Raw genomic sequence first — 14,617 nt, 5'->3', positions numbered from 1 at the left:
ACCATGACCTACGCACCCGCGTTCGGCATCAGCCATGTCGAGCACTACGTCGCCGATCTGACGACGGCCGCCGCCGAACTGACCGGGGCCTACGGCTTCCGCCCGGTGGCCCGCGCGGCTTCCGGGGAGGCCGAGTCCCTGGCGCTGCGCCAGGGCCGTATCACCCTCGTACTGACCCAGGCCCGCTCGCCGCGCCACCGCGGCGCCGACTACGTCCTGGCCCATGGCGACGGAGTCGCCGACATCGCGCTCACCGTCGCCGACGTGACGGCCGCCTTCGACGAGGCGGTCTCCAGAGGAGCGGTGCCGCTCGCCGTGCCGCGCAGCCATGAGGACGGCCGCACCACCGCGGTCATCAAGGGCTTCGGCGATGTGGTGCACACCCTCGTCGAGCCCGGCCCCGACGGGCTGCCCCCGGGCTTCACCGCCCTGCCGGACGCCGCCCCCGCCCCGGCCGACGAACTCCTCGAAGAGCTCGACCACTTCGCGGTCTGTCTGCGCGCCGGGGAACTGGAGCGCACGGTCGACTTCTACACCCAGGTGCTCGGCTTCCGGATGATCTTCAGCGAGCTGATCAGGGTGGGCGCGCAGGCGATGGAGTCCATGGTGGTGCAGAGCGCCACCGGCGAGGTCACCTTCACCCTGATCCAGCCCGACACCAGCGCCGAGCCCGGGCAGATCGACCGCTTCCTGGAGGAGCACGGCGGCTCGGGCGTGCAGCACGTGGCGTTCGCCGCCCGCGACGTGGTCCGCGCGGTGGGCACCCTGCGCGAGCGCGGCGTGGAGTTCCTCTCCGTGCCCGACGCCTACTACGCGATGCTCGCCGACCGCCTGGAGCTGACCCGGCACAGCACCGGCGAACTCCACGGCCTGCACATCCTGGTCGACGAGGACCACGACGGCCAGCTCTTCCAGATCTTCACCCGCTCCACCCACCCCCGGCGCACCCTCTTCCACGAGGTGATCGAGCGGTTCGGCGCCCGCACCTTCGGCAACGGCAACATCAAGGCCCTGTACGAGGCCGTGGAGGCCGAGCGCCTGAGCACCGGGGACGTGCTGCGGTGAGCACCCACGCACCGGTGTCCACGCAGGACTTCGCCGCCCTCGCCGAGCGGAGCCTGCCCGCGCCCGTCTGGGACTTCCTCACGGGCGGCAGCGGCGAGGAGCTGACGCTGGCCGCCAACCGCGCCGCCCTGGACCGGATCACCCTGGTGCCCCGGGTACTGACCGGCGGCGCGGGCCGCACCACGGGGACCGACCTGCTCGGCTCGGCGGCGGCCCTGCCGCTGGCCGTCGCCCCCATGGCGTACCAGCGGCTGCTCCACCCCGAGGGCGAGGCGGCCACGGCCCGCGCGGCCAAGGCGGCCGGGGTGCCGTTCGTGCTCAGCACCCTCAGCAGCGTGCCCGTCGAGGAGATCACCGCTCTCGGCGCGGACACCTGGTTCCAGCTCTACTGCCTGCAGGACCGGGCGGCCACCACCGAGCTGGTCCGGCGGGCCGAACGGGCCGGCTGTTCGGCGCTGATGGTGACCGTGGACGTCCCCGTGATGGGGCGCCGGCTGCGGGATCTGCGCCATGGCTTCGCCCTGCCGCCCGAGGTGGCGCCCGCCCATCTCGACCCGGCCGCGACCGGCCGTACCCACCAGGCACGCGCCGGCAGCTCCGCCGTGGCCGAGCACACCGCCGAGGCGTTCGCGCCCGACCTGGACTGGGACGACCTGGCCCGGCTGCGCGCGGACACCCGGCTGCCGCTGATCGTCAAGGGCGTCCTGGACCCGCGCGACGCCGCCCGCGCCGCCGCCCTGGGCGCCGACGCCGTGGTCGTCTCCAACCACGGCGGGCGCCAACTGGACGGCGCGGCGGCCGGTGTCGACCTGCTGGCCGCCGTCCGCGAAGCCGTCCCCGACGGCTGCCGCGTGCTGCTCGACAGCGGCATCCGCAGCGGCACCGACGTCCTCAAGGCACTGGCGCTCGGCGCGGACGGAGTGCTGCTGGGCCGTCCGGTGCTGTGGGGCCTGGCCGCCGACGGCGAGCAGGGCGTACGCGAGGTGCTGCGGCTGGTGGAGAGTGAACTGCGGACCGCGCTGGCGCTCTCCGGCTGCGCGGGACCGGCCGATGCCCGTCGGCTGGGTGTGCGGGGAGCGGCCCGATGACCGCACCCGTACTGCTCGACCGCACGGATCTGCACGCCTCGCTCGCCGACCCCGCGCTGGTGTCGATGACCTTCCTCAACGAGGTGGCGGGCCGCTATCCCGACGCGATCTCCTTCGCGCCGGGCCGGCCCACCGAGGAGACCTTCGACGTCGCCGACCTGCACCGCTATCTGGACGCCTACGCCCGCCACCTCGCCGAGGACAAGGGCTACGACGACGTGCGGGTGCGGCGGGAGCTGTTCCAGTACGGGCGGACCAAGGGCGTCGTCCACGAGCTGATCGCCCGTCAGCTCGAACTGGACGAGGGCATCACCGTCGACCCCGAGGCCGTCGTGGTCACCGTCGGCGCCCAGGAGGCGCTGTGGCTGGTGCTGCGCGCCCTGAAGGCCACCGACCGCGACGTGGTGCTCGCGGTGACGCCCGCCTACGTCGGACTGACCGGCGCGGCCCGGCTGCTCGACCTGCCGGTGTGGTCCGTCCCGGAAGGCCCCCACGGCGTACGCCCCGAGGACCTGATCGAGCGGATCCGAGCCGTGCGCGCCGCGGGGGAGCGGCCCCGGGCCCTGTATCTGGTGCCCGACTTCTCCAACCCCAGCGGCCACTCCCTCGACCTGGCGACCCGTCACCGCCTGCTGGAGATCGCCGCCGAGGAGGACATCCTGCTCCTGGAGGACAACCCCTACGGCTACTTCCGGGCCGCCGACGGCGAGCGGCCGCCGACGCTCAAGGCGCTCGACACCGGGCAGCGGGTGGTCCACATCGGGTCGCTGGCGAAGACCTGCTTCCCCGGCGCCCGGGTCGGTTTCGCCGTGGCCGACCAGAAGATCGCGGGGCCGGACGGGGGCCTGCTCGCCGACGAACTCTCCCGGGCCAAGAGCATGGTCACCGTCAACACCTCACCGGTGAGCCAGGCCCTGGTCGGCGGCATGCTCCTGGAGCACGGCGGCAGCCTGCTGCGCGCCAACGAGCGGTCGATCGCCGTCTACCGCCGCAACCTCGACTGCCTCCTCAAGGGCCTGGAGCGCCGTCTTTCGGCCCTGCCCGGCGTCTCCTGGAACACCCCGGCGGGCGGGTTCTTCGTGGTGGTGAGCGTGCCGTTCCCCGTCACCGACGCGCTCCTGGAAGACGCGGCCGTACGGCACGGCGTGCTCTTCACCCCGATGCGGCACTTCGGCGACGACGCCCGATCGGCCCGCCAACTCCGCCTCTCCTGCAGCTATCTGACGACTGATCAGATCGAGTCGGGGCTCGACCGGCTGTCCGACCTGATCACCGAGCACACCCGGGGAGCGGCGGATGCCTGACCGCCCCTACCGGGACCGACACGAAGGGATCCCCATGCCCACCGACGCGAGCGGCCCGACCCCGTCGCTCAGTCACCTTTTGGTGGCCGCCGTACGGCGCCACCACGCCTCGGTCGCCGTCGTCGACCAGGACGTCCACCACACCTACGCCGAACTCGACCGGCTCTCGGCCGAGATCGCGGGCGGACTCGCCGCCCGCGGTCTGGGGCCCGGCACGGTGGTCGCCGTCCACGCCCACCGCTCGTGGGCGCGCTGCGCCGCGGTGCTCGGCGCCTGGCGGGCCGGGGCAGGCGTGGTCAGCGTCGACCCCGCCATGCCGGCCCCCCGCGCCGCGAAGATCGCCCGCTTCAGCGATCTGGTGGTACGCGCCGACGGCACCGCGCCGACCGGTCTGGGCCCGGCCGAGTGCACCGTCGACGAGGTGCGCGCCACCCCGCTGGAGGAGCCGCTGGAGGGACCGGTCGGCTATGTCATCCCCACCTCCGGCTCGACCGGCGAACCCAAGTCGGTGGCCGTGCCGCCCGGCATCCTGGCCGCGCTCGGCGAGTGGCACCGCGCCCGCTGGTCCCACGACCGCCCGCCGCACACCCTGCAGGCGTCCTCCATCGGCTTCGACGTCGGTTACGAGGAGTTGGTGGCGACCTGGCTCGCCGGAGCGTGCCTGGTGGTCGTGGACGACGAGCAGCGCCAGGACCCCTTCACGCTGATGGAGGTGGTCCGCGAACACCGGGTGGCCCGGCTGTTCCTGCCGGTGGTGGGGCTGCACGCACTGGCGACGGCCGCGGTCTTCGAGGACGGTCCGATGCCGGACCTGCGGGAGATCGCGGTGGCCGGCGAGCGGCTGGTCGTCAACGCCGAGGTGCGGGAGTTCTGCGCGGCCGGCGGCGTCACGCTGGTCAACGAGTACGGGCCCAGCGAGACCCATGTCGTCACCGAGTACCGGATGGCGCCCGAGGACGCGGACAACTGGCCCGACCACCCGCCGATCGGCCGGGCGGTCGCCGGGGCGGAGCTGCTGCGCCACGCCGACGGCGTGCTGCGGCCGTTCACCCCGGGCGAGGAGGGTGAACTGTTCGTCGCGGGGGAGTCGGTGGGTCTGGGATACCTGGGCGACCAGGAGCTCACCGACGCCAAGTTCCGCACCCTGGCGCACCAGGACGGTACCCCGCGCCGCTGCTACGCCACCGGCGACCTGGTCCGCTTCGACGGCAGTGACCTCCACTTCGTGGCCCGCGCCGACGACCAGCTGAAGGTGAGCGGCTACCGGGTCGAGCCCGGCGAGGTCGAAGCGGTCCTCGACGCCGTGGCGGGCGTGCGCCGGGCCGTGGTGGTGGCGGTGACGGTCGCGGGCTCCACCCGGCTGGCCGCCGCCTACACGCGGACCGGGAGCGCCGACGCCGACGCCGAGGCGCTCGCCGCGGCCTGTGCGGCCCACCTGCCCGCGTACATGGTGCCCAAGCACTTCCAGGCGCTCGATGAGCTGCCGGTGACCGCCAACGGAAAGGTCGACCGGGCCCGGCTGCGCACGCTGTTCGGCGCCGGCCGCACCGCCTGAGACCCCACGACATCACCACCCGAGGAAGGGACAATCGAGTGACACCGCAGGAGCAGATCCTGTGCGGCGTGCTGGCCGACCTGTTCGCCAGGCCCGGCATCACCCCCGCGGACAGCTTCGTGAGGCTGGGCGGCGACAGCATCATCGCCGTCCAGGTGGTCGGCGCCGCCCGCCGCGCGGGCTGGGCCGTCACCGTCCGCGACGTGCTCTCCCAGCCGGACCTGGCGCACCTCGCCGCGACCGCCCGGCCCGTGACCCGGCCCGCCCGTCCCCGCCAGGAGGACGGTGTCGGCGCCGTCGTGCCCACCCCGATCATGCACTGGCTGCGCGAGCGCGGCGGCCCGGCCGACCGCTACTACCAGTTCATGGTGGTGCGCACCCCGGCCGACCTCACCCTCGACGGCGCCCACGCCGTGCTCCAGGCGCTCCTGGACCGCCACGACACGCTGCGGCTGCGCCTGACCGACGACGGGCCGCACACGCTCCCCGTCGGCGCGATACGGGCCGAGGAGTGCCTGACCCGGACGGTCGCGGCCACGGCCGCCGACATCGAGCGCGAGGTGCACGCCGCCCGCGACCGGCTCCGGCTGGCCGACGCCCAGGTCGTGCAGGCGGTCTGGTGCGACGCCGGGCCCACCGCGCCTGGACGCCTCGCCCTGGTCGTCAACCACACGGTGATCGACGGCATCTCCTGGCGGATCATCACGGACGACCTCACCCGGGCGTGGCAGGCCGTCGCCGACGGGCGCACACCCGGCCTCGACCCCGTGCCCACCTCCTTCCGCCGGTGGTCCCAGCTGCTGACCGCCGAGGCGGACCGGCGCCTGGACGAACTCCCGTACTGGAACGAGGTGGTGCGCCCGGGCACAGCCGCGATCGGCCGCCGCGAGCTCGACCCCGCCCACGACCACGAGGACCGCGCCGCACACCTCACCCTCACCCTGCCGGCCACCACCACCGGGCCCCTGCTCACGAAGTCGGCCGAGCGGCTGGGCGCCGACGCCAACGAGGTCCTGCTGACCGGCCTGGCGCTGGCTCTTGCCCACTGGCTGGAGCAGCCGGGCGACGTCCTGGTGAACCTGGAGGGCCACGGGCGCGAGGAGATCGCCGAAGAGGCCGATCTCTCCCGTACCGTCGGCTGGTTCACCACCCTCTTCCCCACCCGCTTCGACCTCGCCGGACTCGCCGGCCCCGACGCCGAGGCGGGCGGTCCCACCGCCGGTCTCGCGCTGCGGCGGGTCAAGGAGCAGCTGCGCCGGATTCCCGGCAAGGGCCTGGGATACGGGCTGCTGCGCCATCTGCATCCGGCGGGCGCCCCGCTGGCGGGCGCCGACCGCCCGCGGCTCGGCTTCAACTACCTGGGCCGCTTCCCGGGGACCAGTGACGCCGACTGGCAGATGCTGCCCGAGTACGGCGCCCGCCTGGACGCCCCCGGCCCCGGCATGCCCATGGCACACCCCGTCGAGGTCAACGCCATCGTCCTGGAGACGGCGGACGGACCGGTGCTGCACGCCGACTGGGCCTGGGCGCCCGGGGTGCTGGACGAGCCGGAGGTGCGCGCGCTCGCCGAGATGTGGTTCCGGATGCTCGCCGCACTCGTCGCCCACGCCGAACGGCCCGACGCCGGCGCCACCGTGGCCGCCGACCTCACCCTCGCCGCGATCGACCAGGACGAACTGGACGACCTCGCGGCCTCCCTCGAAGCCCTCTGACGACCTACCGGAAGTGAACCAGCCATGAACACCAGCCAGTCGGCGGTCGAGGACATCCTGCCCCTGTCCCCGCTCCAGGAAGGCATGCTCTTCCACTCCGGGTACGACCAGGACTCCCGGCACCTCTACATCGCCCAGTTCTCGGTCGACGTGCGGGGCGCGCTCGACGCCGCCCGGCTGCGGGAGGCGGCGGACACCCTGCTGCGACGCCACGCCAACCTGCGGGTCTCCCTCACCCACCGCAAGAACGGCGACCCGGTCCAGGTGGTCCGCCGCGACATGCCGCTGGCCTGGCAGGAGAGCGACCTCGGCCACCTCGGCGAGGAGGAGGCCCAGGCCCGGGCCGCCGAACTGACCGAGCAGGACTGGGAGCTGGGCGTCGACAGCCGTCGGCCCCCGCTGGTGCGCTTCACCCTGCTGCGGCTCGGCGCCGAGCGCCACCGACTGCTGGTGACGGCCCATCACATCCTGCTGGACGGCTGGTCGTTCGCCCTGCTCTTCAAGGAGCTGTTCACGCTGTACGGGACCGGGGAGCTGCCCCCGGTCCGGCCCTACCGCGACTATCTGACCCACCTCGCCGGACGCGACCGGGCGGCCGCCGAGAGCGCCTGGCGCACCGCGCTCGCCGGTCTCGGCGAGCCCACCCGGCTCGCCCCGGGCGGCTCGGTCTCGCCCGGCACCACCCCCGAGGACGTCACCTTCCGGCTGACCGAGGAGCAGACGGCGGCCCTGACCGCGCGGGCCCGCGAGGAGGGCCTGCTGCTCACCTCCGTCGTCCAGGGCGCCTGGGCGGTGCTGCTGGCCCGCACCTCCGGCCAGGACGACGTCGTCTTCGGATGCACCGTCAGCGGCCGCCCCGCCGAACTGCCCGGCGCCGACGACATGATCGGCATGCTCATCAACACCGTGCCGGTCCGGGCCCGCATCGAGGCGAGCTCTTCCCTCGCCGACCTGTGCGGCCTCCTGCAGCGCCAGCGCACCGACCTGCTCGACCACGACCACCTCGCGCTCACCGAGATCCAGCGCCTGGCGGGCTCCTCGGCCGCGCTCTTCGACACCAACGTGGTCTTCGAGAACTTCCCGCTCAGCGACTACCGGCTGGATGTGCCCGGCCTCGACCTGGACACCCGGATCTCCTTCCGCGACACCACCCACTTCCCCCTGACCCTGGTGGTGGAGCCGGGCGCCGCGCTCGGCCTGCGGCTCAGCCACCACCCCGAACTCCTCGACCGCGACCGCGCCGCCGACCTCGGCTCCCGGCTCGTCCGCCTCCTCGACCGCTGGAGCGCCGACCCCGCCACCCCGCTGGCCGACCTCGACACCCTCACCGACGACGAGCGCCACCGCGTCCTCGCCGAGTGGAACGACACCGCCGCCGCCCTGCCCGCCACCACCCTGCCCGAACTCTTCGAGGCCCAGGCGGCCCGCACCCCCGACGCCACCGCCGTGGTCTTCGAGGGCGAGAGCCTGAGCTACCGCGAACTCGACGAGCGGGCCGGCCGGCTGGCGGGTGTCCTGGCCGCCCGGGGGATCGGCCCCGAGAGCCTGGTCGCGATCGCGCTGCCCCGCTCCCTCGACCTCGTCGTCGCCCTCTACGGCGTCCTCAAGGCAGGCGCCGCCTACCTCCCCGTGGACCTCGGCCAGCCGGACGCCCGCAACCACGGCATCCTCGCCGACGCACAGCCCGCGCTGCTGATCGGCACGGACTTCCGGGCGCCCGGAGTGGCGACCCTGCGCCTGGACGCCCCGCTGCCCGAGGCGCCCCCCGCGACCCGGCCCGCCCTCGACGCGGACCACCCCGCCTACGCCATCTTCACCTCCGGCTCCACCGGCCGCCCCAAGGGCGCCCTGATCTCCCACCGCGCCATCGTCAACCGGCTCGCCTGGATGCAGCGCGCCTACGGCTTGGCTTCCGATGACCGGGTGCTGCAGAAGACCCCGTTCGGATTCGACGTGTCGGTCTGGGAGTTCTTCTGGCCGCTGCTGAACGGCGCCACCCTGGTGGTCGCCCGGCCGGAAGGACACCAGGACCCGGCCTACCTCGCCGACCTCATCGCCCGCGAGTCGGTCACCACCGCCCACTTCGTGCCGTCGATGCTGGACGTGTTCCTGCGTGAGCCGGACGCGGCAGGGGCCCGCTCGCTGCGCCGTGTCATCAGCAGCGGCGAGGCGCTCTCCCCGGCCACCCAGGACGCGTTCTTCCACACCCTGCCCACCGCCGAGCTGCACAACCTGTACGGCCCCACCGAAGCAGCCGTCGACGTCACGCTGTGGGCCTGCCGCCCCGGCGCCGCCACCGTGCCCATCGGCCGACCCGCCGCCAACACCCGCACCTATGTCCTGGACAGCCGCCTTGAGCCCACCGCGCCCGGCGTGGCCGGTGAGCTCTACCTCGCCGGTGTGCAGCTCGCCCGCGGCTACCTCGGCCGCCCCGCCCTGACCGCCGAACGGTTCGTGGCCTGCCCCTTCGCACCGGGCGAGCGCATGTACCGCACCGGCGACCTGGTCCGCTGGACGGCCGACGGCGTCCTGGAATACCTCGGCCGCACGGACGACCAGGTCAAGATCCGCGGCTTCCGTATCGAACTCGGCGAGGTGCAGAGCGCCGTGGCCGCCTGCCCCGGCATCGCCCAGGCCGCCGCCGTGGTCCGCGAGGACCGGCCCGGCGACCCGCGCCTCGTCGCCTACGCCGTGCCCGCCCCCGGAGCCGAGCCGTCCGCGGCCGCCCTGCGCGCCGCCCTCGCCGAGAAGCTGCCCGGACACATGGTCCCGGCGGTCGTCCTGCTCGACGCCCTGCCGGTGACGCCCAACGGCAAGCTCGACCGGCGCGCCCTGCCCGCCCCCGGCCACCGCGCGGGCGGCCGCGCCCGGCGCACGGCCCACGAGGAGATCCTGGCGGGCCTGTTCGCCGCCGTACTCGGCCTGCCCGAGGTCGGCGTCGACGACGACTTCTTCGAGCTGGGCGGCCACTCGCTGCTCGCCATGCGCCTGGTCGCGCAGATCCGCGGCGCGCTCGGCGTGGAGCTGGGCATCCGCGAGATCTTCGGCGCGCCCACGGTCGCGGCACTGGCCGCTCGCCTCGACGGCGCCGGGCGCGCCCGCCCCGCACTGCGCCCCGCCGAGCGTCCCGCCACGCTGCCGCTGTCCGCCGCCCAGCGGCGCCTGTGGTTCCTCAACCGCCTGGACGGGCCGAACCCGGCCTACCACAGCGTGGTCGCCGCCGAGTTGACCGGCACGCTCGACACCGACGCGCTGCGCGCCGCGCTGGCCGACCTGGCCGAGCGTCACGAGAGCCTGCGCACGGTCTACCCGGAGAGCGACGGCGAGCCGCGCCAGCTGATCCTTCAGGGCGCGGCGCCGGAGCTGGAGCTCGTCGACGCGGACCGGGCCGACCTCGCCGAGATCGCCGCCCGCCCCTTCGACCTCGGCGCCGAGGCTCCGCTGCGGGCCGCTCTGCTCACCGCCGGACCCGACCGCAACACCCTGGTCCTGGCCCTGCACCACATCGCCACCGACGGCGAGTCCTGGGGCCCGCTCCTGGGCGACCTCGCCCGCGCCTATCGCGCCCGAACCCGGGGCGAGCGGCCCGACTGGACGCCGCTGGCGGTCCAGTACGCCGACTACACCCTCTGGCACCGGGAACTGCTGCGGGAGCAGGGCGAGGAACAACTCGCCCACTGGCGCGAGGCGCTGGCCGGGCTCCCCGAGGAGCTGGCCCTGCCCCTCGACCGCCCCCGGCCCGCCGTGGCGAGCCCGGACGGCGCCGCTCACGCCTTCGACCTGGACCCGGCCCTCACCCGCGAGCTGGACGCCCTGGCCCGCGCCCACGGCTGCACCGTGTTCATGGTGGTGCAGGCCGGTCTCGCGGTGCTGCTGTCGCGGCTGGGGGCGGGGACGGACATCCCGCTGGGCACGGTGGTGGCGGGGCGTTCGGACGAGGCGCTGGACGACTTGGTCGGGTTCTTCGTCAACACCCTGGTCCTGCGCACCGATGTGTCGGGCGATCCGACCTTCGCCCAGCTCCTGGGCCGCGTCCGCGAGGCGGACCTCGCCGCCTTCGCCCACCAGGACATCCCGTTCGAGCAGGTCGTGGAGGCGGTCAACCCGCGCCGCTCGCTCGCCCGCCACCCGCTCTTCCAGGTCGCGCTGAGCATGCGGGGGGCCGGCACGGCCGCCGCCCTGGAACTGGCCGGACTGGAGACGCAGACCACCGAAGTCGACGTCACGCAGGCCGAGTTCGACCTCGCCTTCCAGATCACCGAGCAGGCCGCCGGACTGCGCACCGTGGTCAAGTACCGCACCGAGCTGTTCGACGCCCGCACCGTCGAGAGCCTTGGCGAGCGGCTGCGCGCGATCCTCCAAGCCGTGGCCCGCGCACCCCGGGGCCGGATCTCCCAGTTGGAGACCGTGCTGCCGGACGAGCGCGCCCGCCTGCTCGGCGAGTGGCTGCCGAGTGTGCCGCGGCCGCAGGACGCCCCCGACACCGTGCACCGGGCGTTCGAGGCCCAGGCGGCCCGCACCCCGCACGCCACCGCCCTGAAGTGGGGTGCCACCCACCTGAGCTACCGCGAGCTCGACGCCCGCGCCGACGCGCTCGCCCAGCGCCTGACCGCGCTCGGCGTCGGCGCCGAGACCCCCGTCGGCATCCTGATGCGGCGCTCCCCGGACGTCGTCGTGGCGATGCTGGCCGTCTTGAAGGCGGGCGGCGCGTATGTGCCGCTGCACACCAGCTACCCCGCCGCGCGCATGCAGCGGATCCTCGACGACACCGGCTGCCCGGTGCTGCTGGTGGACGAGGAGTTCCAGGCGTTCGGGCCCAGCCGCGCCCGTACCCTCCTGGTCACCGCCGCCGACGAACCGGCCGGCCCGGACACCGCCCCCGCGCCCCGGGTCCTGCCGGGACAGCTCGCCTACCTCATGCACACCTCGGGCTCCACCGGCGAGCCCAAGGGCGTCGCCGTCACCCACCAGGACCTGCTCGACCTCGTCGCCGACCGGGGCTGGCACACCGCCGAAGGCCACCGCGTCCTCTTCCACGCGCCGCACGCCTTCGACATCGCCGACTACGAACTGTGGGTGGCCCTGCTGTCGGGCTGGGAGGTGGTCGTCGCCCCTGAACGCGAACTCACCGTCGCCGCGCTGGGCGCACTCATCCACGACGAGCACATCACCGCCGTCCACCTCACCGCCGGACTCTTCCGCGTGGTCGCCGAGGAGCGCCCGCAGATCCTCGCGACCGTACGCGAGGTGCTGACCGGCGGCGACGTCGTCACAGCCGCCGCCGTACGGGCGGTGCGCGCCGCCTGCCCCACCATCGCCGTGCGCCATCTGTACGGACCGACCGAGGTGACCCTGTGCGCCACCTCCCATCTGATCACCGACGACGTCCACGGCCCGGTGCCGATCGGCCGCCCCCTCGACAACACCCGCACCTACGTCCTGGACGAGCGGCTGCGCCTGGTGCCGCCGGGCACGCCCGGCGAGCTCTACCTGGCCGGCGCGGGAGTCGCCCGCGGCTACCGGGGCCGCTCCGCGCTCACCGCCGAGCGGTTCGTCGCCGACCCGCACGGCGCACCGGGGACCCGGATGTACCGGACCGGCGACCTGGCGCGCTGGAGGGCCGACGGTCTGCTGGAGTTCCTCGGCCGCGCGGACGAACAGGTCAAGATCCGGGGCTTCCGGGTCGAGCCGGGCGAGGTGGAGACGGCGCTCGCCGCCTGCCCCGGCGTGCGCCAGGCGGTGGTCACCGTGCGCACCGCCGACGACGGCGACAAGCGCCTGGTGGCCCATGTGGTCGGCGAGGCCACCGAGGCCGAGCTGCGCACCCGACTGGCGGGCCTGCTGCCCGACTTCATGGTCCCCACCCACGTCGTCGTCCTGGACGAACTTCCACTCACCCCCAACGGGAAGGTCGACTACAAGGCGCTCCCGGCGCCCGCGCTCACGGCCGCCGCGGGGCGCGCCCCGCGCACCCCCCAGGAGGAGATCCTGGCGGGCCTGTTCGGTGAACTGCTGGGCCTGGCCACCGTTCCCGCCGACGCCGGCTTCTTCGACCTGGGCGGGCACTCGCTGCTCGCCACCCGCCTGGTCAGCCGTATCCGCACCGCGCTGGGCGTCGAACTGTCGCTGCGCGACGTCTTCCAGGCCCAGACGGTCGCCGCCCTCGCGGAGCTCGCCGCCCGCGCCGAGGACGCCCGCCCGACACTGCGCCGCCACGAGCTTCCCGCCCGGCCGCCGCTCTCCTTCGCCCAGCAGCGGCTCTGGTTCGTCCACCAGGCGGAGGAGCGCTCCGCGAGCTACAACGTCCCCTTCGCCTACCGGCTGCGCGGCCCCCTGGACACGGCGGCCCTGACCGCGGCACTCGGCGATCTGACCGCCCGGCACGAGGTGCTGCGCACCGTCTTCCCCGAGACCGACGGCGAGCCGCAGCCCCTGCTGCTCACCGGCGCCGACGCGGTGGTGCCGCTGGAGAGGGCACGGGTCACCGAGGCCGCGCTGCCGGACGCCGTACGCCGGGCGGCGGGCCACGAGTTCGACCTCGCCGAGGAACTGCCCCTGCGCGCCCACCTCTTCGAGCTCGGCGCCGAGGACTTCGTCCTCACCCTGGTGATGCACCACATCGCCACCGACGGCTGGTCATGGGGCCCGCTCCTGGACGACCTGGCCACGGCGTACGAGGCGCGCCGCGACGGGCGCGCGCCGGAGTTCACGCCGCTGCCGGTGCGCTACGTGGACTACACGCTCTGGCAGCGCGAGACGCTGGGCGCGCAGGGCGACCCGGAGAGCCTGATCTCCCGTCAGCTCGGTTTCTGGGGCAAGGAGCTCACCGCTCTGCCGACGGAGCTGGCGCTGCCGTACGACCGGCCGCGCCCGGAGGTGGCGAGCTTCGCGGGCGGTTCGGTGCCCGTGCGGGTGGACGCCGACCTGCACGCGCGGCTGTCGGCGGTGGCCCGTGAACACGGCTGCACCGTGTTCATGGTCGTCCAGGCGGCACTGGGCGCACTGCTGTCGCGGCTGGGCGCCGGGACGGACATCCCGATCGGCACGGTGGTGGCGGGGCGCGCCGACGAGGCGCTCGACGACGTCGTCGGCTTCTTCGTCAACACCCTGGTCCTGCGCACCGACCTGGCGGGCGATCCCACCTTCGCCGAGCTGCTGCACCGCATCCGGGAAACCGACCTCGCGGCCTTCGCCCACCAGGACGTGCCCTTCGAGCGGGTCGTGGAGGCGCTCAACCCCGAGCGCTCCCTCGCCCGCCACCCCCTGTTCCAGGTGCTGCTCCAGGTGCAGAGCGAGGCCCCGGCCGTGCCCCGGCTGCCGGGCGTCGCGGCGGAGGGCTTCCCCGTCGAGTCAGCGGTGTCCAAGTTCGACCTCGGCGTCGATGTCGTCGAGAGCCGCACCGAGGACGGCAGCCCGCTCGGCATGAGTGGTGAACTGACCTACGCCACCGAGCTGTTCGACCCGGCGGGCGCCGAGAGTCTGGCGGCCGACCTGGTCGCCGCGCTCACGCAGTTCGCCCACCACCCCGAGCGGAAGGTGAGCGCGCTCGACGGGCTCTCCCGCCGCGCCTCGGACGAGGGACCCGCGATCGCGACCGGCCCGGCCGAGGAGGTCGGCGCGGCGGACGGCGTCGAGCGGCGCGTGCGCGAGCTGTACGCCGAGGTGCTCGACCGCGAGGAGGTCGGCGCGGACGACAACTTCTTCGCCCTCGGCGGCCACTCGCTGCTGATGACCCGGCTGATCAGCCGCATCCGGGCGGAGCTCGGTCTGGAGCTGAAGATCCGCGACCTGTTCCAGCACCCCACCCCGGCCAGGACCGCCGCCCGCCTGGCCACCGCCCCCAAGGCGCGCCCCGCGCTGCGCCGCCTGAACGGCTGAACCACCCCGTCGCTC

The 14,617-nt window shown here is 74.4% G+C and carries 6 protein-coding genes; all 6 read left to right on the top strand.

What is annotated here, in order from left to right; translation table 11 throughout:
• Positions 1 to 3: 3 nt before the first annotated feature.
• From hppD to ACGFRG_RS00845, 6 genes are read left to right on the top strand one after another with little or no spacing between them, the layout of a single operon-like run.
• Positions 4 to 1,065: a 4-hydroxyphenylpyruvate dioxygenase gene (gene hppD, locus ACGFRG_RS00870; RefSeq protein ID WP_361416434.1), complete on the top strand. Its 1,062-nt coding sequence runs from the start codon at positions 4 to 6 to the stop codon at positions 1,063 to 1,065.
• A complete protein-coding gene (locus ACGFRG_RS00865) occupies positions 1,062 to 2,153 on the top strand; it encodes an alpha-hydroxy acid oxidase (protein WP_393259978.1) in 1,092 nt (363 codons plus the stop codon). Before hppD ends, ACGFRG_RS00865 begins: the two co-directional genes overlap by 4 nt.
• Complete coding sequence (locus tag ACGFRG_RS00860) at positions 2,150 to 3,457, top strand: PLP-dependent aminotransferase family protein (RefSeq protein ID WP_393259975.1); 1,308 nt, start codon at positions 2,150 to 2,152, stop codon at positions 3,455 to 3,457. The genes ACGFRG_RS00865 and ACGFRG_RS00860 overlap by 4 nt, the downstream gene beginning before the upstream one ends.
• Positions 3,458 to 3,491: 34 nt before the next feature.
• Positions 3,492 to 5,012: an AMP-binding protein gene (locus ACGFRG_RS00855; protein ID WP_393259973.1), complete on the top strand. Its 1,521-nt coding sequence runs from the start codon at positions 3,492 to 3,494 to the stop codon at positions 5,010 to 5,012.
• Between the two features lie 38 nt (positions 5,013 to 5,050).
• Entirely contained in the window at positions 5,051 to 6,724 is a 1,674-nt protein-coding gene (locus ACGFRG_RS00850) for a condensation domain-containing protein (RefSeq protein WP_393259970.1), read from the top strand.
• A gap of 24 nt (positions 6,725 to 6,748) precedes the next feature.
• Positions 6,749 to 14,602 (top strand): amino acid adenylation domain-containing protein, encoded by a 7,854-nt coding sequence (locus ACGFRG_RS00845; RefSeq protein ID WP_393259968.1) that lies wholly within the window; start codon positions 6,749 to 6,751, stop codon positions 14,600 to 14,602.
• Positions 14,603 to 14,617: the final 15 nt, after the last annotated feature.

Origin of the sequence: Streptomyces sp. NPDC048696 (assembly GCF_043198895.1) — a bacterium.
Taxonomy (GTDB): domain Bacteria; phylum Actinomycetota; class Actinomycetes; order Streptomycetales; family Streptomycetaceae; genus Streptomyces.
The sequence above is the reverse complement of the archived record's forward strand: the minus strand, read 5'-3'. Positions and strand labels throughout refer to the sequence as shown.